The sequence below is a fragment of the Acidibrevibacterium sp. genome, assembly GCF_049965395.1.
Lineage (GTDB): Bacteria > Pseudomonadota > Alphaproteobacteria > Acetobacterales > Acetobacteraceae > Acidibrevibacterium > Acidibrevibacterium fodinaquatile.
In genome coordinates this window covers 22,071-46,974 of record NZ_JBMFWJ010000013.1, presented here as the reverse complement: position 1 = coordinate 46,974, position 24,904 = coordinate 22,071, and the positions used below count along the sequence as shown (strand labels likewise).

The following is a 24,904-nucleotide window of genomic DNA, read 5'->3' as shown; positions in this document are numbered from 1 at the left end:
CTGAAGAAAAAGAAGCAAAAAGACTTTTCCCCGTTCTCTCGGCGTAACAACGCCGCAGGCACTGCGGCAAAGGATAAAAGTTTTTTGGTTCTTTTTTTCAAAAAAGAACATTTTTCCCTAACCTTCGATGAGCGAGAAATCGGCGACGCGGTTCATGGTATCGCGGATGCGTGAAAGAAGCCTCAACCGATTGCGGCGCAAGGCGGGATCGGGGTCGTTGACGGTGACTTTCTCGAAGAAGGCATCGATCGGCGGGCGAAGCCGCGCCATCGCGCGCATCACGGACGCGAAGTCTTCGTCGGGCATGGCGTTCTCGATGTCGCGGCTCGCCACGCTGAGCGCTTCGTAAAGCGCGTGTTCCGCGGGTTCCGTAAACGCGGCGGGATCGGGCTCTCCCGTGTGCGGCCCATCTTTTTTGTCCTCGATGCGGACGATATTGACCGCGCGGCGATAGCCCGAGAGGAGGTTCATGCCATCCTCCGTTTTCAGAAGATCGTCAAAGGCTTCGGCCTTCGCGATGAGATGCAAGAGGTCATAGCGCCGTTCATTCGCGCGCTCGGCGAAGAACGCGGCCGATGCGATATCGTGGCGCAAGCCTTCTTCACGAAGCTGAATTTTCAGGCGATCCTCAATGAAGCGGGAAATGCTACCGCGAAGATAAGCGCTCCGAGCGTTTTCGTCAGGTACGGGGGATCGGCTCAGTGATCTCGATGCAGCATTGATCAACCCCCAAAGCGAAAGCCGCAAGCCATTTTCACGAATGATCCGAATAACCCCCAAAGCCGCGCGCCGCAGCGCGTAGGGATCACCGGAGCCGGTTGGTCTTTCGTCGATCGCGAAGAAGGCGGCGAGTTGGTCGAATTTGTCGGCGAGCGCAACCGCGATCGAGACCGGCGTGGTCGGCACGGCGTCGCCGGTGCCTTTGGGGAGATAATGATCGCGGATCGCCTCGGCGATTTCGCGCGGCTCTCCATCATGCTGCGCGTAATAATAGCCCATCACGCCTTGCAGTTCGGGAAATTCGCCAACCATCCCGGTGGTGAGATCGGCTTTCGCGAGAAGCCCGGCGCGGGCGGCCTGCTCTGGATCGGCGCCGACGAGGGGCGCGATATCCCGAGCCAGCTCCGCGAGGCGCTGCGCGCGGTCATATTGCGTGCCGAGCCTGGCGTGGAAAGTGACCGATTTCAGCGCTTCGACCCGGCTTTCCAGCCGCACCCGCCGGTCGAGATCATAAAAATGCCGCGCATCCGAAAGCCGCGCGCGCAACACCCGTTCGTTGCCGGCGATGATCGCGGCACCCTCATCCGCAGCCACGATATTGGCGACGAAAGCGAAACGCGGTGCCGGCGCGCCGTCCGCATCGAGCATCGCAAAATAGCGCTGATTGACCCGCATCGAGACTTGGCGGACCTCGGCGGGAAGGTCCATGAACGCGGCGTCGATCGTCCCGAGGAGGGCGACCGGCCATTCGATGAGGCCGGTGACTTCCTCGAGCAAACCCTCATCGGCGACGACGCTCAGGCCCTTCGCCTGCGCAATTTTCCTGATACCGTCTTCGATCAGGCGGCGGCGCTCGGTGGGATCGGCGATGACGAAGCGTTCCCGCAACGTATTCTGCCACTCCTCGGCGCCGTGGACGGCGAAAGCGCCCGGCGCCATGAAGCGATGCCCCTCGGTCTCGTTGCCCGAGACCAGCCCATGCCCGTCATCCTCGCCCTGGCGGAGGTCGAACGTTACCACCTCGCCATCGAGCAGAGCGACGATCCGCCGCAAGGGCCGCACCCAGGTGAACTGGCTTTTGCCACCCCAACGCATCGATTTCGGCCAAGGGAAGCGCCAGAGCACGCCCGGCATCGCCGCCGCGATCAACGCCGCCGCCGTCTGCCCCGGGATGGTCCGGCGCAGCACCCAGTAATCGCCCTCGGCCACCAAATCCTCGCGTGCCGCGCCGTGTTTGCGGAGGAAGCCCGCGAGTGCTGCCTCCGGTGCGCCTAAACGCGGCCCACGCTCGGCGCTCTCGCGCGCCGCGACCTCACCCCGCACCTGGACCGCGAGCGCGATCCGCCGCGGCCCCCAGAACAGCGTTGGAACACCCGGCATCAGCGGCGCCAATGCCTCAGCGATCAGGCGCGCGACGGTCTCGGCGCCGCGCTGCTGCAGCCGCGCCGGGATTTCCTCGGAGAAGAGTTCCAAAAAAAACGCCGGCATTTATGTGGCCTCGCCGGCGAGCCACGCCTCGGCGCAGCGTTTGGCGAGCGCCCGGACGCGCCCGATATAGGCGGCGCGCTCGGCAACGCTGATCACGCCGCGCGCGTCGAGCAGATTGAAAAGATGGCTCGCCTTGATGCACTGGTCATAGGCCGGCTGCGCGACCCCGGCCTCGGCCAGGCGGGCGCATTCGGCTTCCGCGTCGGCGAAATGGCGCGCCAGCATCGCGGTATCCGCCAACTCGAAATTATGCCGCGAATAGTCGCGCTCGGCGCGCAGAAAGACATCGCCATAGGTGACGCCGGCACCGTTGAAGTCGAGGTCAAAAACGTTTTCGACGCCCTGGACATACATCGCCAAGCGCTCCAGCCCATAGGTCAGCTCGGCGCTGGGGAGCACGCACCCGATCCCGCCGACCTGCTGGAAATAGGTGAACTGTGTCACCTCCATCCCGTCGCACCAGACCTCCCAGCCGAGCCCCCAGGCGCCGAGCGTCGGGCTCTCCCAATCATCTTCGACGAAGCGGATATCGTGTCGCTGAGGGTCGATCCCTAGGGCGCGATAGCTTTCGAGCAACAACGCCTGCGGATCGGCCGGGCTCGGCTTCAAAATCACCTGATACTGATAATAATGCTGCAAGCGGTTCGGATTCTCGCCATAGCGCCCGTCACTCGGGCGGCGGGAGGGCTGCACATAGGCCGCCCGCCAGGGTTTTTCGCCGAGTGCCCGCAGCGTCGTCGCCGGGTGAAACGTGCCGGCGCCGACCTCCATGTCATAAGGCTGTAAAATGAGACAACCCTGCCGCGACCAGTAGTCATGCAGGCGAAGGATCAGCTCCTGAAAGCTCGGCGCGGCCATGGGCTCCATTGACGAATTGGGGGCAGGGCGTCTCAGATGGCGCGCACCATAGGGGCGAAGCCCGGGCCCGGCAAGGCGAGCGCCTTGCGGAAAGAAAGGACGACGATGACCGCGACGACGACCGAGCACCTGATCCGCGCGTATTACGACGCCTTCAACCGCGGCGACCGGGCGGGTTTCCTCGCCCTCCTCGCCGATGACGTGATCCATGACGTGAGCCAGGGCGAGCGCGAGATCGGTCGCGCCGCCTTTGCCCGCTTCCTCGAGCACATGGACCGCTGCTATCGCGAACGGATCGAGGACATCGTCGTCATGACCACGCCGGACGGGCGGCGGGCGGCGGCGGAATTCGTCGTCCACGGCACCTATCTCGCGACCGACCCCGGCGTTCCGCCCGGCACCGCGCCGGCGAGTGGCCAGCGCTACACCCTTCCCGCCGGCGCTTTCTTCGAGATCCGTGACGGCAAGGTCGCGCGCATCAGCGTTCACTATAATCTCGGCGACTGGATCGCCCAGGTGAACGCTGGCGCGACGCCATGACCGCCGGACGACGCGGCCCCTTTCGCCGGCGCCCCTCCCTCGGCTAGAGTGGCGCCATGTTGCAAGCCAGTCCGCGCGTCGCGCTGTTCGTCACCTGCCTCGTCGATCTGCATCGGCCGACGGTGGGGTTCGCCGCCATCCGCCTGCTCGAACAGGCGGGCTGCCAGGTCGAGGTGCCACGGGCACAGACCTGCTGCGGCCAGCCGGCTTATAATTCCGGCGATCGCGAGACTGCGCGCGACCTCGCCCGTGGCATTCTCGATGCCTTTGGCGGCTATGATTACGTGGTTGTTCCCTCGGGGTCCTGCGGCGGGATGCTGCGCCACCATCTGCCAACCCTGTTCGAGGACGACCCCAATCTTCGCGCCCGCGCCGAAGCGCTCGCCGAGCGCACCCACGAGCTGGTGAGTTTTCTGACCGATGTCATGGGCTTGGATCGGGTCGCTGGCGCCTTCTCCGGCACCGTCACGTATCATGATAGCTGCTCGGGGCTCCGCGAACTCGGCATCAAGGCGCAGCCGCGCCGCCTCCTCGAAGCCCTCGGCGCGACGGTCAAGGAAATGGCCGACCCCGAGGTTTGCTGCGGCTTCGGTGGCACGTTCTGCGTCAAATACCCGGAAATCTCCACCCGCATGGTTGCCGACAAAGCCGCCGATATCGCCCAGAGCGGCGCCGAGACGCTGCTTGCCGGCGATCTCGGCTGCCTCCTCAACATAGCCGGGCGGCTGAAGCGGGAAGGGAGCGCGGTCAAGGTGCGCCACGTCGCCGAGGTTCTTGCCGGTATGACCGCTGCTGTGCCGCCGATTGGCGAAGCCGGCTGAAAAGCCGGGCGAAAAAGACAGGGAAACGCGACATGCTCTCGACCTCGCCCGCCTTCAAAGAAAACGCCCATCAGGCGATCGCCGATGCCGGCCTGCAAAAGGCGCTGACCCGGACCCGGCCGCATTTTCAAGGACGGCGAGCCAAGGCCGTAGAGGCATTGCCGGAGTTCGAGCGTCTGCGCGACATCGGCCGCGACATCAAGAACCACACCCTCGCCCATCTCGATTTCTATCTCGAAACCTGGGCCGCGAATGTCGAGCGCGCCGGCGGCCAAGTGCATTGGTGCGCGACCGCCGATGAAGCCCGCGCCGCCGTTCTCGGCATTTGCGAACGCGCCGGCGCGAAGACCGTGACCAAGGGCAAATCGATGATTTCCGAGGAACTCGGGATCAACGAGCATCTCGAACAGCACGGCATCACCCCGGTCGAGACCGATCTCGGCGAATATATCCTCCAGCTCCGCCATGAGCCGCCGAGCCACATCATCGCGCCCGCGTTTCATCTCAACCGCGAGGATTGGGAGGAGAGCTTCCGCCGCTCCCATACCGATCTTCCCGCCGACCGCGTCTTTCGCGAACGCCGCGACATCCTGACGGAAGCGCGCAGCAAGCTGCGCGCCCGCTTCCTCGCCGCCGATGTGGGCATCACCGGCGCCAATTTCCTGATCGCCGAAACCGGGTCCTCGGTGATCGTGACTAACGAAGGCAATGGCGATCTGACCCAGACCCTGCCGCGCGTTCATATCGTGCTTGCCAGCATCGAGAAAATGGTGCCGACGCTGGAGGACGCGACCAACATGCTGCGTCTGCTGGCGCGTTCGGCGACGGGGCAGGATTTCTCGGTCTATACCACGTTCTCGACCGGTGTGCGCCGCGCGGGCGATCTCGACGGGCCGGAAGAATACCACGTCATCCTGCTCGATAATGGCCGCAGCGCCATGCTCGGCACCGAGTTCCAGGACATGCTGCGCTGCATCCGCTGCGCCGCCTGCATGAACCATTGCCCGGTTTATAACGTCGTCGGCGGCCATGCGTATGGCTGGGTATACCCGGGGCCGATGGGGGCGGTGCTGACGCCGACCCTGATCGGCGTCGATCAGGCCGGCAATCTCCCCAACGCCTCGACCTTCTGCGGCAAATGCGAAAGCGTCTGCCCGGTGAAGATCCCGCTGCCCAAGATGATGCGCCATTGGCGCGAGCGCGAGTTCGAGCGCCATCTGACGCCAAGCACCGTTCGCACCAATCTCGCGCTCTGGGGCTTTTTCGCCCGCCGCCCGGGGCTTTACCGGCTGGCGACGCGGATCGGCGTTGGCGTCCTCGGCTGGCTTGGGCGCCGGCGTGGGCGGCTTTCGCGCCTTCCCTTCGCCGGTGGCTGGACCGCCGGGCGCGATCTGCCGACGCCGGAGGGTGAGACCTTTTTCGCCCGCTATGCGAAGGAACAGCGGCGCCAGCGGGGCGCGTCGTGAGTTCTCGCGAAGCCATTCTCGGCGCCATTCGCCGCCATCTTCGCCGCGGTCCCCTGCCCGCGGATCAGGCGGCGATGCTGCGCGGGCGCCTTGACGCCCATCCCCGTCATCTCATCCCGGCCCGCTCGCGGCTTTCGCGCGCCGGCCAGGTCGCGCTCTTCATCGCCAATGTCGAGAAGGAATTCGGCAGCGTCGTCCGCCTGCCCGACGCGGAGGCGGTGCCCGGCGCGATCGCCGATTATCTCGCGCAGCAGAATTTGCCGCCCGAAATCGTCATGGCGCCGCATCCCGAGTTGCGGGCGATCCCCTGGTCGGCGCGGCCGCTGCTCAAGCTCCGCGCCGGGCGCGCCGAAGCGAGCGACCTCGTCAGTCTCCAGCAGGGTTTCGCGGCCATCGCCGAGACCGGCACGCTGATGCTGCCGGCGGCGCCCGAGCGGCCGACGACGGTCAATCTCCTCGCCGATACCGCCTTGGTTCTGCTCCGTGCGAGCCGCATCGTCGGCGCCTATGAGGAGGCGTGGGATCTGCTCCGCGCCGAGCGGACCGACCCGATGACCGGCGGCTTCATGCCGCGCAACGTCATGCTGGTGACTGGGCCGTCGCGCTCGGCGGATATCGAGCAGACGCTGGAACTCGGCGCGCATGGGCCGCGGCGGCTGCATATCCTGCTGCTCGAAGACGACGCCGAGGCCAAAATAGCGCCGGAAAGCGCTGCCCCGCACGGCGATGGCGCGGGAGACGCCCCGTGACATGTCAGGTGGGCGCGGGCTGAGCGAGGCCGATCTCGCGCTCTGGGCGGCGTTTGTCGAGACGATCCGCCCGCTTCGCGGCCGCGCGCCACCGCTATTGCGAGAAACGCCACCGGTAATGCCGCCGCCGGCGGCGCCCGCGCTGGCGGCGCCGGCGCGGATCATCCCTGAGCCTGCGCCCCGCCGCCGGCCGCCGCTTTCTCTGCTTGCGATCGGGGTCGCGCCGCCCGGGCTCGATGGCGCGACCTGGGAGCGGCTGCGCTCAGGCCGGCTCAAGCCGGCGCGGGTCTTTGATCTCCATGGCTTGACGCTGGCTGAGGCGCATCGTGTCTTGCTCGACGCCGTGGCCGCGGCGCGGGCGGAACAATGGCGCTGCATCGAGATCATCACCGGGCGTGGCAGCGGCGCCGAGGGCGGCGCGATCCGGCGCGAATTGCCGCATTGGCTAAACTTGCCGACACTTCGCCCACTTGTGCTCGCCGCCGCTCACCCGCATCCGGCCAACCCCGGCGCGACCCGGCTTCTCCTGCGCAAATCGACATCTCCGCCTCGTCGCGCGGTTTGATCTGGATCAAGGTCGCCCGCTCCTGTCCCCCGGAAGATGCGCCGGCAACGTCCAGGAGAACGCATTTTCATGACTGACGTGATAAGTCCCGAGGCGCTGGAGCGTGCGCTCCGCAAAATTGGCGAGGAGCGCTATCACAATCTCCACCCCTTCCATAAAATGCTGCATGGCGGGCGGATGAATTTCGGGCAGGTACAGGCCTGGGCGCTCAACCGCTATGTCTATCAGGCGGCGATCCCGCGGAAGGACGCGGCGCTCATGGCGCGGCTTGAGGATCGGGCGCTGCGACGCGAATGGATCCATCGCATTCACGACCATGACGGCATCGCGGCCGACAGCGGCGGCATCGAGCGTTGGCTCAAGCTCACCGACGGGCTGAAGCTCGACCGCGCCTATGTGATTTCGCAGGAAGGCGCGCTGCCGGCGACGAAATTCGCGGTCGAGGCTTATGTGCGTTTCGTTTATGAGCGCCCGACGCTGGAGGCGATCGCATCCTCGCTCACCGAACTCTTCGCGCCCGCGATTCACGCCGAGCGTATCGCCGGGATGCTCGAACATTATGATTTCATCAGCGACGAACTCGTCGCTTATTTCCGCAAACGCCTCGATCAGGCGCCGCGCGACTGCCGTTTCGCCCTCGCCTATGTCCAGGAACATGCGCGCACGCCCGAGCAGCAAGCGGCGGTGTTGGCCGCGCTCCGCTTCAAGACCGATGTCCTCTGGGCGCAGCTCGATGCGCTCTATTTCGCTTATGTCGAACCCGGCTTCATCCCGCCGGGAGCGTTTCGGCCAGCACCAAAATAAAAAAATCTTCTTTTGACTTAGGAAAAACAAGCAAAAAACTTTTATCCTCGGACAGCGCCGCAGGCGCTGTCCAAAAGGGAAAAATTTTTTTGGTTCTTTTTTCAAAAAAGAACCGCTTTTCTTTCTTACCCCTCCATCCGCAGCAACGAACCGTCAGGCTGGAGCTGATAGCCGAAGCGGCGCATGGCGGCGAGAAAATGGAACGAAGCCTTGAAGGCCAGCACCGGCGGGCGAAGGCGCCGCGTCTCGATGTCGCCGGCAAGGAGCGAGACCAGCCCGCTGCGCATGCCGAAACGGTCTTGCGGCGCCATGAACATGTCGCGCAGCGTCGGGGTGTTGATCCGGCGGATCAGCCAGTCGAGACCGTCCAGCGAGCGGCGCATGCGCGCCTCGGCTTGACGGGCGAGGCGCTTTCCGGCGCGCGGGGAGGCGAGCCAGGCGCTCGCGACCGCGGCGCCGAGTTCGGCGCTACGCATCGCCAGCATGACGCCGCTTGAGAAAATCGGGTCGATGAAGGCGAAGGCGTCGCCGATCAGGAAATAGCCGTTGCCGCTCGCCGCGCGGGCGCAATAGGAATAATTGCCGGTTGCGGTGACGGCGCCGAGCGCCACCGCCGCTGCCATGCGCGCCGCAACGCTCGGGCTCGCCGCGATGCGGGCCCGAAAAAAGCTCTCGAGATCGGCGCCGCGGCTGCGGAACGCCGTCTGATTGCCGACGAAGCCGACACTGGTCACCTCGTCGGGAAGCGGGATGAACCAGAACCAGCCATTTTCGGCGAGATGGATGCTGATATACCCGTCTCGCCCGTCGCGATGGCAGGCGACGTTGCGGAAATGGCCAAAGACGGCGGCGGTGTTGTTGTGTTTGTGCGCGGTTTTGAGGCTGGCGCGGGTGGCGAGGAACGTGTCGCGCCCGGAGGCATCGAGCACGAAGCGCGGGGCATAGTGGATGGTCTCGCCACCGTCGCTGATCGCGGTGATCTCCGCCCGTGCCCCCTGGCCAAGGCGGGCGGCGGTGACCCGCGTGTTTTGGACGCCGCGCGCTCCGCGGCGGAGCGCGTTCGCAAACAGGATGGCATCGAAGGCGGCGCGCGGCACCTGATAGCTGAAATCGGGGCGGGCGCCGCCGGCGGCTGACGCGAACGGGTAGGCGATGGCGCGCTGATGGGCGTCGGAGACGAATTCGGCGCCGGGCTTTTTGACCCCGATCGCCGCGACCTCGGCGGCGATGCCGAGCCGCTCCAGCAAAGGAAGGTTGGCAGGCAGCAGCGATTCGCCGATGTGAAAACGGGGATGCTGCGCTTTTTCGAGGATGACGACGTCATGGCCGGCCTCGGCGAGCAAGGCGGCAGCGGTGGCGCCGGCCGGGCCGCCGCCGATCACCAGGATATCGCAAGGAACCGACAAGGCTGGCTTTCCCTATGCATTGGCCACCATGGCGGCACTCTCTATAGCGCGATCATGCCTGGCTGCGATATCGCTCTTTCCCGAGATGGCAGAAGATCCGGCAAGGGTGGTGGTGGTTATTCCGGCGTGCGAGGAGGCGGGCAGCATCGCCGTGATCGTCGCCGGCTGTCTTTCCTTTGCCGCGCCGGTGATCGTCGTCGATGACGGCTCTCGGGACGCGACCAGCGCCTGCGCCGCGGCGGCCGGCGCGCTGGTGCTCCGCCATCCGGTGCGGCGCGGCAAGGGGGCAGCGTTGGAGACCGGCTTTGCCGCCGCTTTGGCCGCCGGTGCCGCCTTCGTCGCGACGCTCGATGGCGACGGCCAGCACCGACCGGAGGATCTGCCACGCCTGCTTACGGTTGCCCGGCGCGCCTCACACCGCATCGTGATCGGCTCGCGCCGGTCCAGCCGATTGCCGGCGCCGCGCGGCCGGCGGGTCGCCAACAGGGTCGCGGATTTCTGGATCTCCTGGGCCGCTGGCCACCCGGTCGCTGACAGCCAGTGCGGTTTTCGCGTCTATCCCGCCGATTTGCTGCGCGCTCTGCCGGCGCGCCGCCGCCCGCGCGGTTTCGCGTTCGAGGCGGCGTTGCTGATCGAGGCGGCGCGCGCCGGCTATCGCACCATTGCGGTCGACGTGCCGGCGCTTTATGGAGGGCCGAGCCAGCGGGCCAGTCATTTCCGCCCGGTGGCAGATGTGACCAAGATTGTTCTGGTGGTCGCCGCCCGGCTGCTCGCCCGCGGGCTTTCGCCGTGGTCGCTGTGGCGGGCGCTCACCCTGCCCGAGGAGCGCGCTTGATGCCGCCACGTTTTTTGGTTTTGCTCGGCCTTCTGGTGATCGCCGGCTGCTCGGTCACCACCCCCTATGAGGTGATCGCCGAGCCCTTCGCGACCGCCACCGGAACCCTCGAGGCCCGCCAGGCGCAAATCCGCCGCGCCGCGACCGGTCTCGGCTGGACCATCACCGAGGACGATCCCGGCCATATGCTCGCCCACAAGGGCGATGTCACGGTGCTGGTGGAATACGACCCCACCGGCTTCTCGCTGCATGAGACCAATCCGCCTGAAAACACCAATGAAATCGAGACTTGGAACACCGCCGCCGAGGCGCTTGAGAAAAGCATCCTCGCGCAGTCGAAAGCGTGAGACTCATACGTTAAATTCACCTAGGAGAGGCTAGGTTCGGGCCGGTATCGCCGGGGTTTCGTGTCAGGGGGAAGGGCTGCGCATGCGCATTGCGATGATTGGCGGCGGCTATGTCGGGCTGGTCTCGGCCGCGTGTTTCGCCGAATTCGGCGTCGAGGTCGCCGTGGTCGAGGCCGATCCCGGGCGGCTCGCGTCCTTGCATGCCGGACGCATGCCGATCTATGAGCCTGGGCTCGATGCGCTGGTGGCGGGCAACGTCGCTGCCGGCCGGCTCTCCTTTACCGATGATCTCACGTCCGCCCTCGCCGGCGCCGAGGCGGTATTCATCGCCGTCGGCACACCGAGCCGGCGCGGCGATGGCCATGCCGATTTGACCTATGTCTATGCCGCCGCTGAGCAAGTTGCCCGCGCGCTGACGCACCCCGCGGTGATCGTCACCAAATCGACGGTGCCGGTCGGCACCGGCCGGCGGATCGCGGCGATCCTTCGCGATGTCCGCCCCGATCTGCCTTGCGCCGTTGCTTCCAACCCGGAATTTTTGCGCGAAGGCAGCGCGATCGCCGATTTCATGCACCCCGACCGGGTGGTGATCGGCGTCGAGGACGAGGGCGCGCGCGAGGTGCTGCGCCTTCTCTATCGCCCGCTTTATCTGATCGAGACGCCGATTGTCTTCACCAATCTCGAAACCGCCGAGTTGACCAAATACGCCGCCAATTCCTTTCTCGCGATGAAGGTCGCGTTCATCAACGAAATCGCCGATCTCGCCGAGAAGGTCGGCGCCGATGTCCATGATATCGCGCGTGGGATCGGGCTCGATGGCCGCATCGGGCGCAAATTTCTCCACCCCGGCCCCGGCTTCGGCGGCTCCTGCTTCCCGAAGGACACGCTCGCTCTGGTTCGCATCGCGCAAGACGCCGGTGCCCCGAGCCGGCTGATCGAGACCGTGGTCGCGGTGAACGAGGCGCGCAAGGCCGGGATGGCCGGGCGCGTCATCGCCGCTTGCGGCGGCAGCGTGCGTGGCAAGACCGTCGCCGTCCTCGGCCTCACCTTCAAGCCCGAAACCGACGATATGCGCGATTCACCGGCGATTCCCATCGTTTCGCGCTTGGTCGGGGATGGCGCCCGGGTTCAGGTCTATGATCCGCAAGGCATGGACCAGGCGCGCCCGATGCTGCCCGAGACCGTCGTCTATTGTCAGAGCGCTCTCGCGGCGGCGGAGGGGGCGGCGGCGCTGGTGGTGGTGACGGAGTGGAACGAGTTTCGCGCCCTCGACCCGGCGCGCCTCGCTGAGACCATGCGCGGGCGGGCGGTGATTGATCTGCGCAACATTTTCGACCCCGTGACGATGCGCGAAGCCGGCTTTGCCTATTACGGCATTGGTCGCCCGGCCGGCAGCCAGCCGGGCGGTTGAATGTCGGCGCCGGCTGCGCCCTATCCCTACGCTGACGGCTATAACGCAGATCTGCTGGAGCGGATTCCGCCCTCGGCCGGCCTGGTGCTCGATATCGGCTGCGGCACCGGCGCGCTCGGCTTCCAATTCAAGCAACGCAATCCCCGCGCGCGGGTTTTCGGCGTCGAGGGCGATGCGCGCGCGGCAATGGTCGCGGCCGGCCGGCTCGACGGCGTGATCACCGGCGATATCGAGACCCTCGCGCTCCCTGACAGTTTCACGGGTGCCGTCGATTGCCTGGTCTATGGCGACGTGCTGGAGCATTTGCGTGACCCGTGGGCGCTGCTTCGCCGGCATGCCGCGCTGCTGTCGGCAAATGGCGTGTTGCTCGTCTCGCTCCCCAATGTCGAACATTGGAGTTTTGCCGCCCGTCTTCTGCAAGGCGGCTGGCACTATGAGGAGAGCGGCCTTTTCGACCGCACCCATCTGCGCTGGTTTTCGCGCGACAGCGCCGGCCGGGCGCTCGCCGAGGCCGGCTATGTGCCGCTCGACAGTGTCGGGCGGGTGTTTGAGGCCGAACGCGGCCGACGCTTCATCGCCGCCATCACCCCGGCGCTCGCCGCCCTCGGCGTCGATCCCGAGAGTTATGCGCGCCGCGCTCTGCCGCTCCAATATGTCTGGCGGGCAACGCGGACCGCACCGGCGCGGCTGCAGATTTTTTCCACCATGCTGGCGCCGGTCGGGGGGGTGAGCCATGTCCGCGTCGTCGAGCCAATGCAGGCGCTGGCCGCGGCCCCCGGCGTTACGGCGCGTCTCACCAATCTCCGGGACTTGCCACGGCCGGCGCCGGGGGTGCCGCACATCCTGATCCTCCACCGCCCAGCACTCCTCGGCGAGGCTGGGCTTGCGACGCTGCGGGCGGTGATCGCGGCGGGATATCTCGTGGTGTGCGAGTTTGACGATCACCCCGATTACATTCCCATCCTGCAACACCCGGAGATGCATAATTTCCGCGCCGTGCACGCGGTTCAGACGACGACGCCGATGCTGGCCGAGGTGCTCGGGCGCGCCAACCCTGAGATCGCGGTGTTTCCCAACGCGGTGAGCGTGCTCCCGGTGCCGCGAAATTTCGCCGATCCCGCGCATCTCACGCTGTTTTTCGGTGGCATCAACCGCGAAGCCGACTGGCCGGACTTCATGCCGGCGTTAAACGAGGTCGCGGCGGTGGCGGGAGACCGGCTCCGCTTCGTCGTCGTTCATGATCGCGGGTTTTTCGACGCTCTGGCGAGCCCGCACAAGCGTTTTCACCCGATGCTCGACTATCCGGACTATCTCGCACGCCTCGCCGAGGCGGAGATTTCGTTCATGCCGCTCGGTGACACGGTTTTCAACCGCTGCAAATCCGATCTCAAATTCATCGAGGCGGCGGCGCGCCGGGTCGCGGCGCTGGCGAGTGAGACGGTCTATGGCAACATCATCACCGACGGCCGCGATGGCGCGGTGTTTCGAGATCGTTACGAACTGCGGACCATATTGCTCCGCATGATCGAGACCCCTTCCTTGCCGCGTCGCCTTGCCGAGCAAGCGCGCGCGCTGGTCGCCGGCCGGCGCATGCTCGCCGAGCAAATTCCGCCGCGCCTTGCCTGGTATCGTGATCTTTGGGCGCGGCGTGCGGCGCTCCACGCGGCGCTGATCGCGCGGATACCCGCCTTCGCCGATCTGCCGCCGCCGGGGGAGGATGTCTCGTCGCCGTCGTCGTGACGGTGCAGCGGCCTTCGTTCTGGTTTCTCAGGTCTCCGCGCCGACGGCGAGGAAGCGCTGACGGGCAGTGTCATCGGCGGCGAGCGCCGCGAGGCTGCCGGCCCAGACCGCTTCGCCTTTCTCGATCACCACCGCGCGATCGCCGAGGCGCTCGGCGAAATGCAGATTCTGCTCGGCGAGCACGATCCCGACCCCCTCCGCCTTCAGCGCGATAATGGCCGCCGCCATCTGCTCGACGATCAACGGCGAGAGCCCCTCGCTCGGCTCATCGAGGAGCACGAGACGCGGGTTGCCCATCAATGTGCGCGCGATCGCGAGCATCTGCTGCTCGCCGCCGCTCATCTGCCCGGCCAAGCGGTCCCGCGCCGCAGCGAGATTGGGGAAAAGCGCGTAAAGCCGCGCCGGTGTCCATGGCGCGAGCCCCGGGCGCGGCGCCTGACGGCCGATATCGAGGTTTTCGGCGACCGTGAGCCCGGCAAAAATGCGCCGCTCCTCGGGCACATAGCCGAGGCCGAGGCGGGCGATCCGATGCGGCTCGGCGCCGGCGATCGCGCGCCCGGCAAAGGTTATTCGCCCGCGCGCCGGGCGCACGAGGCCGATCACGGATTTCATCGTCGTGCTTTTGCCGGCGCCGTTGCGCCCAAGCAGCACCAAAACCTCGCCGGCGCCGCAGGTGAAGGAAATCCCGTGCAGGATCTGCGCCCGGCCGTAGAAAGTGGTCAGATCCTCGACCGCGAGCAAGGCCGTTTCCGCCGTCATCGTCAATGCCCGCCGCTGGTCGCGCCCGAGCCGAGATAGACCGTGCGCACCTTGGCATCGGCGCGGATCTCGGCGCCACTTCCCTCCGCGATCAGCCGACCGCGATCGAGCACCAGGATGCGGTCGGCGACCCCGAACACCACATCCATGTCGTGCTCGGTGAACAGAACCGCGATCGCGCGCTCGCTGGCGAGGCGGCGGGTGAGGTCCATCAGCCCGCCGCGCTCGGCCGGCGCCATCCCGGCGGTCGGCTCGTCCATCAGCAAGAGGCGCGGCGCGTTCGCGAGCGCGATCGCGAGTTCGAGGCGCTTGAGATCGCCATAAGCGAGTTCGCCGGCGGCGCGCTCGGCTTGGTCGCGCATGCCGACCGGGGCGAGCAGGGAGTCGGCCTCGGCGGCGAAATAATGCCGCGCCGGGCGCACGAAGCGCCAGATCCGGCGATGATGCGAGAGCAGCGCCATTTGCACGTTTTCGCGCACCGTCATCGAGGCGAAGGTCGCGGTGATCTGAAACGTCCGCCCGACGCCGCGCCGCCAGATCGCGCGCGACGAAAGCCCGGTAACCGCCTCGCCGTCGAGAAAAACCGCGCCGCGATCGGGGCGGATCTGGCCGCTCAGCAGGTTGAAACAGGTGGATTTGCCGGCGCCGTTCGGCCCGATCAGGGCGAGCATCTCGCCGCTCGCGACCGCGAAGCTCACGTCCTGGACGGCGGCGACGCCGCCGAAGCTTTTGGCAAGGCCCCTTGCCGCGAGCACCGGCGCCATCGGTTTCATGCCGGGCGAAACCGCTGCCAGAGCCGCGCAATCCCGCCGGCGATGCCTTCCGGGGCGGCGAGCACGAGCAGGATGATCGCCGCGCCCAGCACCAGCCGCCAAAGGCTGATCGTGCTCAAGAGCACGTCATAGAGCCCGGTATAGGCGAACGCGCCGAGGACCGGGCCGCTCATCGTCGCGACCCCGCCGAGCAGAACCATGAGCAAAGCATCGACAGAATGGCCGAGGCTGATATAGGTCGGAAAGACACTGCCCTTGGCATAGGCGTAAAGCCCGCCGGCGAGCCCGGCGGCGGCGCCCGAGAGGGTGAACGCGGCGAGCTGGAGCCGCGTTGCGGGAAGGCCGATCGCCTCGGCGCGCAGGCGCTGGTCACGCACCCCGCGCAGCGCATAGCCGAAGGGCGCGGCGAGGATGACGCGAAGGCCCATCGTTCCCGCTGTCGCAAGGAGCAGCGCGAGCCAATAAAAGCCACGCGGCCCGGCGACCAGCGGTGCCGGCCAGACGCCGAGGATGCCGTTATCGCCGCCGGTGAGATCGACCCACTGAAATGCGATCGCCCAAACGATCTGCGCGAAAGCCAGCGTCAGCATGGCGAGATAGACGCCCGAGAGCCGGACCACGAAAGCGCCGAAGAGGGCCGCCATCACGCCGGCAGCGAGCGGGGCGAGCACGAGGCCGAGCGGCATCGGCGCCGCGAGCAGATGGACCGCAAACGCGCTGGCGTAGGCGCCGATACCGAACCAGGCGGCGTGGCCAAAGCTCGCCATGCCGCCCGGTCCCATCATGAAATGGAGGCTGGCGGCAAACAGCATGGCGATCAGCATCTCCGTCCCGATGGCGAGCGGGTAGGGGCCCAGCCAAAACGGCGCCACGGCCGCGAGCGCCAGCGCGCCGAGGCCGATGAAGCCGAGCACGCGCGGCGCCGGCCGCACCACCGCCCGTGCCTCGCCGCCGCCGGCCGCGCGTCCCGGCGGCCGGCCGAGCAGGCCGTTTGGGCGCAGCACCAAAACCACCGCCATCACCACGAAGACCAGCGCCAAGGTCGCGCGCGGCACCAGCATGATGCCGAACGCCTGCAAAAGCCCGATCAGAAGGCTTGCTGCCGCCGCCCCCGGCAGGCTCCCGAGCCCACCGACCACGACGACGACGAAGGCATCCGTCACCGTCGTCAGATCCATGCCGAGATTGGCCGAGGCATCGGGCAGCATGAGCACGCCGCCGAGCCCCGCGAGCGCCGCCCCGAGCGCGAACACCGAGGTGAAGAGAAAGCGCTGATCGACGCCGAGCGCCGCCACCATCTCGCGGTCCTCGGTCGCGGCGCGCACCAGCCGGCCCCAACGGGTGCGCGCAAATACCAGCCAGAGCGCGAAAAAGACCAGCGGGAACAGCGCGATGACGATGAGGTCAAAGCGCGGAAAGCGCGCCCCCCCGATGGTGACGAAAGCGCGCAGCCAAGGCGGGCGGCGGAGCGAGAGATCCTCAACCCCCCAGAGCCATTGCACGATGTCTTGCGCCATCAGGACGACGCCGAAGGTCGCGAGCAGTTGGAACAATTCCGGGGCGCGATAGATCCGGCGCAACAGGCCGATCTCGAGCCCGGCGCCGATCACGGCGAGGATGGCCATCGTCGCCAGCGCCCCGAGCGCAAAGCCGAGCGGGGTCGGCGGCAGGCGCGAGATCAGGCTCCAGCCGCAATAGGCGCCGAGCATGGTGAGGCTGCCATGGGCGAAATTCACCACCCGCGTTACGCCAAAAATCACCGTGAGCCCGGCGGCGACGAAAAACAGCCCGGCGGCATCGGCAAGCCCGGTCAGCAACGGAAGAAGGGCCTGGCCGAATCCCGCCATTATTGGCCGGCGCCGGGGCGGAGTTTTTGCACCTTCGTATCCGGCGGCATCACCGAGGCGCCGTCGACATAGCGCCAATCGACCATCACCCCCTTGCCATCCTTGAGTGCGGTCTTGCCGAGGAAGGTGCCGAGCGTCGATTGGTGATCGAGGGGGCGGAACATCGCTGGGCCGAACGGCGTCTCGAAGGTCGCGCCGGCGAAGCCATCCGCGAGCCGATCCGGCGCCATCCCGCCGGCGCGACCGATCCCGGCGGCGATCGCCTGAATCAGTGAATAGCCGACCACCGAGCCCATGCGCGGATAATCGTTGAATTTTTTCTGATAGGCTTCGCGGAAGGCGACATGCGCCGGCGTATCGAGGCTCGCCCAAGGATAGCCGGTGACGATCCAACCCGGCGGTGTCTCCTCGCCGAGCGGGTCGAGATATTCCGGCTCGCCGGTGAGGAGCGAGACCACCGAACGCCCCTCAAACAGGCCGCGCGTATTGCCCTGGCGGACGAAATTGGTGAGATCGGGGCCGAAGGTGACGTTGTAGATCGCGTCTGGCTTGGCGCTCGCCAGCGCCTCGGCGACCGCGCCGGCATCGATATGGCCGAGCGCCGGCCATTGCGCCGCCACAAACTCGACATCCGGGCGCCGCGCCTTAAGGAGGTCGGAGAACCATTTCACCGCCGATTGACCGTATTCATAATTGGGCGCGACGGTGACCCAGCGCTTGGCCGGCAGTTTCGCCGCCTCCTCGACCAGGATCGCCGCCTGGACATAGGTCGACGGGCGGAGGCGAAAGCAGAATTTCTGTCCCTTCTGCCACACCAGGGCATCGGTCAACGGCTCGCCGGCGATGTAGATCACCTGTTTCTGGGCCGAGAAATCCGACAGCGCGAGACCGACATTGGAGAGAAACCCACCGGCGAGGAGATCGACCTTGTCGCTCTCGATCAGTTCGCCGGCGAGGCGGACGGCGTCCTGCGGCTTGCCGGCGTCATCGCGCGAGATCACCTCGAGCTTGCGCCCGCGAACCCCGCCGGCGGCGTTGACATGCTCGAGCGCCAATTGCCAGCCATTGCGATAGGGGAGGGTGAAGGCGGGAACCGCGCTATAGGAATTGATCTCGCCAATGCGGATCGGCGTGCTCGCTTCGGCGCGGGCAAGCCGGGGTGCGGCCAGCGCCGCCGTGCCGGTGGCGAGAAGCGCGCGGCGGGAGAGGGTGGTTCTGATCATCGCAATCCGTCCTTGCCTTCGATGTCACTGACTTGAAGCCCGCCGATGCGCGGAAGTGGCCGGCCGCTATCGGTCACGACCACGGCGACGACGATTTCATCGCGCCGCGGCGCGTCGGGAACGCGCACCTCCATTGCATCGAAATGGCTGCGCACGAAAGCCGCGTCCTTGTGGCCGAGCGGCACGTCGATCGCGGTGCCCATGCCGCCGCGTTTTTTCGCCGAGGGAACGAGAGCGGCGCCCTTTTCGACGGCACGGCGGAGCGGGGCGCCAAGTTTCGGGTGGAGAATCGCCGCGGCATGTTCGAGTTCGCCGTCTTCCCCGACGATCGCCGCCTTGCCGTAGCTCTCGGCGGCGCCTGGCGCGATGCCGAGCGCCCGAACGGCGCGCTCGCCGAGCAGGCTTCCCAGCATCTCGCCGGCTGCGATTAATTCCTCGAGATCGGCGACATGGCGGCCGGCGAAGGGATTGGCGATCACCGCGACCGCCGCAGCCTTGCGAGTCGGCGGCTTGATGTCTTGATCGGCTTCGCGATGGGTCTCCTCGACCATGGTCAAGAGCTTGCGGATCATGCGACCTCCAGGAACGAAATAGTGTCCTGCCGGGCAGGAAGGACGGTGGCGATCACGCCGCGAAGCGCGAGCACCGCGCCCGCGATCAGCCCGGCGTCGCGCAGAGCTTCGGCGAACTGCCGCCCGGCGTCCAGCGCCGCCCGGATCTCCGCCGGCGTGAGATCCCCGAGTGCGAAGGTGACCAAACGGTCGCCGAGATCGCTCGCGGCGTCGATCTCGCAAGCCGGGCGGCGGCGGATGGCGGGATGGCCGGGGAGATCGATCGCGTTTCCTATCATCGTCGCCGCCGCATCCGCCGCCGCGGCGTTGCGCGCCAGCACGCTGGTTGCATCGGCGATGCCAAGGGAAAAGCTCTTTCCCCCGTTCCCCTTGCACGCCCGCCCCGAGGTCGCAAGGCCGCGCGCGGGAAGGTCGGCCTCGAGCAGAAAGACGCCATCGAGGGCAGGTGCCGCGAGATCGGCGACCAATCCGGCGCGGAGCGTGGCGCCGGGCGCGAGATGAAAGGCGATGTCGCCGCCATTATTGACGAAAGCGCGGGTGAGAGTGCGCCCTTCGATCATTGCCGCGAGCACCGCATCGGCAACCGCACCGGCGACCGCCGCCATCGGCGTGATAAAGTGCGCGGCGAAGGGCAGGCAAGCGGCGTGCATCGCCCGCGCGATCGCGCCCGCCGGCCGGGGGGTTGGCAGCGGGGCGCGAAGATGCGGCAATTCGGCGCAGAGCGCGGGAAGAATGGCCGGGAACGCCGCTTGCGCCTGCGCATAGGCGCGGGCGACCTCATCGGCCTCGCCCTCGGCGCGGCAGAGGCAATCGATCGGCCCGTGCTGAAGATGGAGCCGTCCATCCCGGAGAAGGGCGGCCTGCGCGGTCATCACCAGGGGAACCCAGCCCCGGGACGAGGGGGCTCAAGCCGCGGCCGCGCCGTTTGCAGGATGTCGGCAAGCGGGCGGATGCGCGAGACATGGCCGCCGATCGCGGCATAAAGGCGGCGCGGCAGGGTGAATTCGATCGGCGCGACCAAAGCCGGCGTTGGCACATGGCCAAAGGCGCCGGCGGGGAGAAGCGTGACATCGACCATATAGGTGATGCCGCCGCCCGGCCACAGCATCACCGGCGCGCCGCCGGCGGTGACACGCGTCTCGCCACGATGGATGCTCTCTGTGAGCCGCACCGGGTTTTCCGTCGCCCCGGCGCGAAGGCTGCCGCCGGCGCCGGCCATGAACAGCACCGAGCAGAGCGCCGGCTCGCAATTCTCGCCGATCCGGGCAACGATGTTCGCGATCGCATCCGGCATCGGCGCGGGCTCGGGGACCAGCGCGTCATTGAGGACGAACCAGGCCGCGTGCTCACCGGTGGTCGAGACCATGAGAAGGCGAAGGCCCGGCCAGGCGAGACGCGGATCGATGCGTTCGATGATGGCAAGCGGATCGGTGATGTCGGTGCCGCCCCAGGCGAGGCCGGGGGCGGCGACCTGGAAATACCGCCCCGGCGTCGAGCGCCGGCCGCGCACGCGGATGCCGGAGGGGCGCATGTCGAGGAAGCGCCCCGCCTGATGCTCGGTCAAAACGCCAGTGATGTGGTCATCGACGACGATCACCTCATCGGCGACGCCCTGCCATTGCTGGGCGAAGATCCCGATCGTTGCCGAGCCGCAGCCGACCCGCATGCGGACCTCGCGGGTGCCGTCGATGACCGGCGCTTTTCCAGCTTGCACGATGATCGTGGCACCGCCATCGATACTGAGTTCCGCCGCATCGCCATTGGCGAGCGCAAGCAGGGTCGCGCACGTCACCACCCCTTCGCGTTTGCTGCCGCCGGTCAGGTGCCGCACGCCGCCGAGCGAGAGCATCTGGCTGCCATATTCGGCGGTGGTGACATGGCCGACCGGCTCGCCTTCTGCCCGCACTGTCGCGCATTCGGCGCCGAGATGGCGGTCAGTGTCGATCTTCACCTTGAGGCCGCAATAGGAGAAAATCCCCTCGCTCACCACCGTCACGGTATCGACGCCGTCGATCTCGGCGCCGACGATGAAGGGTGCCGGCTTGTAATCGGGATAGGTGGTGCCGGCGCCGATCGCGGTGACGAAAACCTCGCGCGAAGGGAGCAGGCCGCCTTCGTCATCGGCCCCGAGAAAGCGCACCTGCTCGGGATTTTTGGCCAAAACCGTGAGCGGGTCCATGCGGGTGAGCCGGCCTTCGACATTGCCGTAGCGATCGCAGGCGCCGGTCTGGTCTAAGCGGATGCGGCACAGCACCGGGCAGGCATCGCAGATGACGATCCCGGGATCGGCTTTGCCGGCTGCGGCCAGCGCTGCGGCATCCGGCGCATCGGTGCTGGCATGGGTATGCGGGGTCATCGCGCTGTCTCCCGGGCGGCATCGAGCAGAGCGAGCAGGCGGTCCGGGGTGCAGGGCGCGGCGGTCGGGCGCACGCCGGTGGCATCGGCGATGGCGTTGAAGATCGCCGGTGCGGTCGCGATCAGCGCCGGCTCGCCCACCCCCTTCGCGCCAAACGGGCCGAGCGGATCGGCCTCCTCGATCAGGATGACTTCGATCGGCGGCACGTCGCCAACCGTTGGGATGAGATAATCATGCAGATTTTCGGTGCGCCCGGGCACATATTCCTCCATCAACGCGAGCCCGAGGCCTTGGGCGATGCCGCCATGAATCTGCCCCTCGACCAGGGTCGGGTTGATCGCGCGGCCGACCTCGTGGGCGGCGACGATGCGTTCGACCCGCGTCGTCCCGAGCGCGGTATCGACGGCGACGACGGCGATCTGGGCGGCAAACGCATAGCTCGCGTAAGGGATGCCCTGGCCGTTCTCATCGAGCGCCGTGGTCGGCGGGTCGAACCTGCCCTCGCCACGCAGCACCAGCCCGTCCGCGTCCGCGACCATCGCCGCCGGATCGAGCCGTGTGTCCATGCCGTCATGGCTCACGACAATCGTGCCATCGCGAAACGCGAGGGTTGCGTCGGGGGCGGCATTGGCGGCGCGGAGGATCGCCGCGCGCAAGGCTTCGGCGGCGAGGCGCGCGGCGTTGCCGCTGACGAAGGTCTGGCGCGAGGCGCTGGTCTTGCCGGCATCGCGCGTCCGATCGGTATCGCCGGTGACGAGGTCGATGACGGTGGTGGGGACACCGAGCGCCGAGGCGGCGATCTGGCGCATGATGGTGTTCGAGCCCTGACCGATATCGACCGCGCCGGAAAACAGAGTGACGCGGCCCGCCGCTGTCACCCCGATCAGCATTTCGGAGGGATTGGACATACCGGTATTGCCGATCCCGTACCACATGCAGGCGATGCCGACGCCAAAGCGTTCCGGCCCACGCACCGCCGCGTTGCGGCGCGCCGCATCAGCGCGGAGGGTTTGCCAGGCCGGCCGGAGGGCTTCGAGACAGGCGACGAGTGCCGCGCCTTCGCCGAGCACCTGGCCGGTTGCCGTCCGATCGCCCGGGCGAAGGGCGTTTTGCAGGCGAAATTCCAGCCGGTCCTCGCCGAGCGCATCGGCGAGTTGGTCCATCAGCGCTTCCGTCGCCAGCGCCGCTTGCGGCACGCCGAAGCCGCGGAAGGCGCCGGCCGGCGGGTCATTGGTGTAAAGCGCCGTTGCAAGCGCTTCGACATGCGGTACGCGGTAGGGGCCCATGGCGTGGACGGGCACGCGCCCGGCGACCGTCGGGCCCCAGCTCGCATAGGCCCCGGTGTTGAAGTCGCCATGAAAGCGAAACGCGGTGAGCCGCCCCTCGGCATCCGCCGCCGCTTCGGCGCGGATGCGGGCAGGGTGGCGCTTGGTGGTCGCGGCCATGCTTTCGGGGCGGGAATAGATCTGGCGCACCGGCTGGCCGGTGAGCCAGGCGGCAAGGCAGAGCAAAGGCTGCAGCGACAGATCGAGCTTGCCGCCAAACCCGCCGCCGACCGCGCTCGGGATGACCCGCACCTGATCGGGGCGCAGCCCGAGGATGCCGGCGAGTTCGTCACGATCCATATAAGGCGTCTGGGTGCAGGCGAAGATTTCAACGCGGTCGTCGACCCGCCTCGCATAGCCGGCCTCGGGCTCGATATAGGCGTGTTCGACGAAGCTGGTGGTGACCGCGATGTCGGCGCGAACGGCGCCCGCAGCCAAGCCCCGCGCGACATCGCCGGCAACCACGCGGCCACGGCAGAGCACATTGCCCGGCGATTGCGGGTGCAATTGCACTGCCTCGGGCCCCGCCGCGTCGGCGAAGGTCACTGGCGGCAGCGGTATCCAGCGGATCGGGATCTCATTTTCGGCGATCTCGGCGAGGGTTTCGGCATCACCGAGCAGGGCCAAAACCGCCTCGCCGCGATAGCGCGCGAGGTTTTCGGCGAGCACCGGCTGATCCTTGCCAGTCGAATAGATACCGAAAACATTGCGCGGGACATCGGCGGCGGTCAGCACCCGCACGAGGCCGGGGTGCGCGGCGATCAGGGGTGCAAGATCGCCGAGCACGAAACGGGCATGCGGGTGGGGGCTGCGGATCACGCGGAGCGAGAGGAACGGCGCCGGCGGCTCACGATCGGCGCCGAACGCTTCGCTGCCGGTGATTTTCGCGGCGCCATCGACTTTTTCCGCCCGCGCGCCGACCCCGTCGCCTAGCGTCGGCGCGGCTACGCCGCCACTGCCGACATCGAGTACCGCCTCGACGATCTTGCGATAGCCGGTGCAGCGGCAGAGCACGCCGCCGAGCGCGTCCTTGACCGCCGCCTCATCGGGATAGGGGACGCGGGAAAGGAGATCGGCTGCCGCCATCAGCATCCCCGGCGTGCAGATGCCGCATTGCGCGGCACCATGGCGCAGAAACGCGGCTTGCAAGGCGGAAAGCTGGCCGTGCTTGGCCAGTCCTTCCACGGTTACCACCGCGCGGCCTTCGACCTGTCCCGCCGGGATGAGGCAGGCGCAGACTTGGCGGTTATCGACCAGCACCGTGCAGGCGCCGCAATCGCCGGCATTGCAGCCGATCTTGGTCCCGGTCAAATGCAAATGATCGCGCAGCAGATCGGCGAGCCGCAGCATGGGGTTAGCGATGGTCGCGACCGCGCGGCCATTGAGGGTGAAGCGGAGACGGGCGGCGGGAAAATCCTTCATGTCGGGCCGCATCCAGGCTCATCGAGCGACGTAACCGCCCGGCGCAGTAGGGTGAGGGCGGCGCTGCGACGGTAGGCGGCGCTGGCGCGCACATCGTCGATCGGGCGCAACGGGGCGAGATGGTCGGGCTGCACCAGATCGGGGTCGGGAAACCGTCCGCACAGGGTCGCTTCCAGCGCCGGCAGCCGGAGCGCGCGGCTCGAACAGGCGCCGACCGCAACGCGCGCCGCGGCGATCCGCCCATCGGGCAGGAATTCGGCGGCGAGCGCGACCATGACGATCGAAATCACCAGATAGGCGCGGGCGCCGAGTTTCATGAACACGCTCCGCGCCGGGAGGGCGGGGGCGGGGATATGAACGCCGAGCACGAGTTCGTCGGGCGCGCGCGCGGTGCGGCGATTGCCGAGCACGAAATCCGCGACCGCGATCCGTCGCCGCTCGCCGAGGCGGGCGAGTTCAACCTCGGCATCGAGGGCGAGGAGCACCGGAATCCCATCCGCCGCCGGGCTCGCATTACAGAGATTGCCGACCACCGTCGCCGCATTCTGCACCTGCAGGCCGCCGATCTGCCGCGCCGCCGCAACCAGGGCGCCGGCGAACGGCGGCAGGCCGGCGTCGCTCACCGCCCGCCAGGTGGCCCGCGCCGGGAGCCAGATCCCGCCCGCATCGACGCGAATGACGTCGAGATCGGCGACGCCGCTGATGTCGAGGATGTCTTCCGCCGGTCTCGTGAGAACACGCGCCGGGAAATGGTCGGTTGCGCCTGCGAGGACGGTGTAGCGCCCACCGGCGAGCGCGGTGAGCGCGTCTGAGACTGTCTGAGGGCGCAGATAGAAGCCCATGCCGCCGGCTCCGATTGTTCGTGTGCATACAATCC

At 67.4% G+C, this 24,904-nt stretch carries 22 protein-coding genes; 10 read left to right on the top strand and 12 right to left on the bottom strand.

The genetic code is table 11. The features are described 5' to 3' along the window. Positions 1-117 precede the first annotated feature (117 nt). Positions 118-2,208 carry a glycine--tRNA ligase subunit beta gene (glyS, locus tag ACP5M5_RS06175; RefSeq protein WP_427936214.1) on the bottom strand — a complete coding sequence of 697 codons (2,091 nt, stop codon included), beginning with the start codon at positions 2,206-2,208 and terminating at the stop codon, positions 118-120. Further along, positions 2,209-3,066, bottom strand: a complete 858-nt coding sequence (locus ACP5M5_RS06170; protein WP_427936213.1) for a glycine--tRNA ligase subunit alpha — start codon at positions 3,064-3,066, stop codon at positions 2,209-2,211. Positions 3,067-3,171: 105 nt separating this feature from the next. Here ACP5M5_RS06170 and ACP5M5_RS06165 point away from each other — a divergent pair, with 105 nt between their 5' ends. The 6 genes from ACP5M5_RS06165 to pqqC all read left to right on the top strand — a co-directional run bounded on the left by ACP5M5_RS06165 (position 3,172) and on the right by pqqC (position 8,011). Then, on the top strand, positions 3,172-3,606 hold the full coding sequence (locus ACP5M5_RS06165; protein WP_427936212.1) for a ketosteroid isomerase-related protein: 435 nt from the start codon (positions 3,172-3,174) through the stop codon (positions 3,604-3,606). Positions 3,607-3,662: 56 nt separating this feature from the next. Further along, entirely contained in the window at positions 3,663-4,427 is a 765-nt protein-coding gene (locus ACP5M5_RS06160; RefSeq protein WP_427936211.1) for a (Fe-S)-binding protein, read from the top strand. A 32-nt stretch (positions 4,428-4,459) separates the two neighbouring features. Next, positions 4,460-5,893, top strand: coding sequence for a LutB/LldF family L-lactate oxidation iron-sulfur protein (locus ACP5M5_RS06155; protein ID WP_427936210.1), 1,434 nt, complete (start codon positions 4,460-4,462; stop codon positions 5,891-5,893). Further along, positions 5,890-6,642 (top strand): LutC/YkgG family protein, encoded by a 753-nt coding sequence (locus ACP5M5_RS06150; RefSeq protein WP_427936209.1) that lies wholly within the window; start codon positions 5,890-5,892, stop codon positions 6,640-6,642. The genes ACP5M5_RS06155 and ACP5M5_RS06150 overlap by 4 nt, the downstream gene beginning before the upstream one ends. A 1-nt stretch (position 6,643) precedes the next feature. Then, a complete protein-coding gene (locus tag ACP5M5_RS06145; protein ID WP_427936208.1) occupies positions 6,644-7,207 on the top strand; it encodes a Smr/MutS family protein in 564 nt (187 codons plus the stop codon). 69 nt (positions 7,208-7,276) lie between these two features. Continuing rightward, positions 7,277-8,011 (top strand): pyrroloquinoline-quinone synthase PqqC, encoded by a 735-nt coding sequence (gene pqqC / locus ACP5M5_RS06140; protein WP_427936207.1) that lies wholly within the window; start codon positions 7,277-7,279, stop codon positions 8,009-8,011. A gap of 125 nt (positions 8,012-8,136) precedes the next feature. On the opposite strand, the gene ACP5M5_RS06135 is transcribed toward pqqC, so the two are convergent. Further along, the gene (locus ACP5M5_RS06135) at positions 8,137-9,417 is read right to left on the bottom strand and encodes an NAD(P)/FAD-dependent oxidoreductase (protein ID WP_427936206.1); all 1,281 of its coding nucleotides are present in this window, start codon (positions 9,415-9,417) and stop codon (positions 8,137-8,139) included. Positions 9,418-9,502: 85 nt separating this feature from the next. Between ACP5M5_RS06135 and ACP5M5_RS06130 the strand changes: the two genes are divergently transcribed. From ACP5M5_RS06130 to ACP5M5_RS06115, 4 genes are all read left to right on the top strand, one after another. After that, positions 9,503-10,252, top strand: coding sequence for a glycosyltransferase family 2 protein (locus ACP5M5_RS06130; protein WP_427936205.1), 750 nt, complete (start codon positions 9,503-9,505; stop codon positions 10,250-10,252). Further along, a complete protein-coding gene (locus ACP5M5_RS06125; protein WP_114912557.1) occupies positions 10,252-10,599 on the top strand; it encodes a hypothetical protein in 348 nt (115 codons plus the stop codon). The genes ACP5M5_RS06130 and ACP5M5_RS06125 overlap by 1 nt, the downstream gene beginning before the upstream one ends. Positions 10,600-10,681: 82 nt before the next feature. Beyond that, on the top strand, positions 10,682-12,010 hold the full coding sequence (locus ACP5M5_RS06120) for a UDP-glucose dehydrogenase family protein (RefSeq protein ID WP_427936203.1): 1,329 nt from the start codon (positions 10,682-10,684) through the stop codon (positions 12,008-12,010). Then, positions 12,011-13,750 (top strand): methyltransferase domain-containing protein, encoded by a 1,740-nt coding sequence (locus ACP5M5_RS06115; protein ID WP_427936202.1) that lies wholly within the window; start codon positions 12,011-12,013, stop codon positions 13,748-13,750. 27 nt (positions 13,751-13,777) lie between these two features. On the opposite strand, the gene ACP5M5_RS06110 is transcribed toward ACP5M5_RS06115, so the two are convergent. The 9 genes from ACP5M5_RS06110 to ACP5M5_RS06070 are packed head-to-tail and all read right to left on the bottom strand — an operon-like array spanning position 13,778 to position 24,869. Then, the gene (locus ACP5M5_RS06110; protein WP_427936201.1) at positions 13,778-14,509 is read right to left on the bottom strand and encodes an ABC transporter ATP-binding protein; all 732 of its coding nucleotides are present in this window, start codon (positions 14,507-14,509) and stop codon (positions 13,778-13,780) included. Between the two features lie 2 nt (positions 14,510-14,511). Beyond that, on the bottom strand, positions 14,512-15,282 hold the full coding sequence (locus ACP5M5_RS06105; protein WP_427936200.1) for an ABC transporter ATP-binding protein: 771 nt from the start codon (positions 15,280-15,282) through the stop codon (positions 14,512-14,514). Beyond that, positions 15,279-17,129 (bottom strand): ABC transporter permease, encoded by a 1,851-nt coding sequence (locus tag ACP5M5_RS06100; RefSeq protein WP_427936199.1) that lies wholly within the window; start codon positions 17,127-17,129, stop codon positions 15,279-15,281. Before ACP5M5_RS06100 ends, ACP5M5_RS06105 begins: the two co-directional genes overlap by 4 nt. After that, positions 17,129-18,352 (bottom strand): ABC transporter substrate-binding protein, encoded by a 1,224-nt coding sequence (locus tag ACP5M5_RS06095; protein ID WP_427936198.1) that lies wholly within the window; start codon positions 18,350-18,352, stop codon positions 17,129-17,131. The genes ACP5M5_RS06100 and ACP5M5_RS06095 overlap by 1 nt, the downstream gene beginning before the upstream one ends. After that, entirely contained in the window at positions 18,349-18,924 is a 576-nt protein-coding gene (locus tag ACP5M5_RS06090) for an amino acid synthesis family protein (protein ID WP_427936196.1), read from the bottom strand. The genes ACP5M5_RS06095 and ACP5M5_RS06090 overlap by 4 nt, the downstream gene beginning before the upstream one ends. Continuing rightward, positions 18,921-19,796, bottom strand: coding sequence for a UPF0280 family protein (locus ACP5M5_RS06085; RefSeq protein ID WP_427936195.1), 876 nt, complete (start codon positions 19,794-19,796; stop codon positions 18,921-18,923). Before ACP5M5_RS06085 ends, ACP5M5_RS06090 begins: the two co-directional genes overlap by 4 nt. After that, positions 19,796-21,280: a 6-hydroxynicotinate reductase gene (locus tag ACP5M5_RS06080; protein ID WP_427936194.1), complete on the bottom strand. Its 1,485-nt coding sequence runs from the start codon at positions 21,278-21,280 to the stop codon at positions 19,796-19,798. The genes ACP5M5_RS06085 and ACP5M5_RS06080 overlap by 1 nt, the downstream gene beginning before the upstream one ends. Then, positions 21,277-24,027, bottom strand: coding sequence for a molybdopterin-dependent oxidoreductase (locus ACP5M5_RS06075; RefSeq protein ID WP_427936193.1), 2,751 nt, complete (start codon positions 24,025-24,027; stop codon positions 21,277-21,279). Before ACP5M5_RS06075 ends, ACP5M5_RS06080 begins: the two co-directional genes overlap by 4 nt. Beyond that, on the bottom strand, positions 24,024-24,869 hold the full coding sequence (locus ACP5M5_RS06070) for an FAD binding domain-containing protein (RefSeq protein ID WP_427936192.1): 846 nt from the start codon (positions 24,867-24,869) through the stop codon (positions 24,024-24,026). The genes ACP5M5_RS06075 and ACP5M5_RS06070 overlap by 4 nt, the downstream gene beginning before the upstream one ends. Positions 24,870-24,904 lie beyond the last annotated feature (35 nt).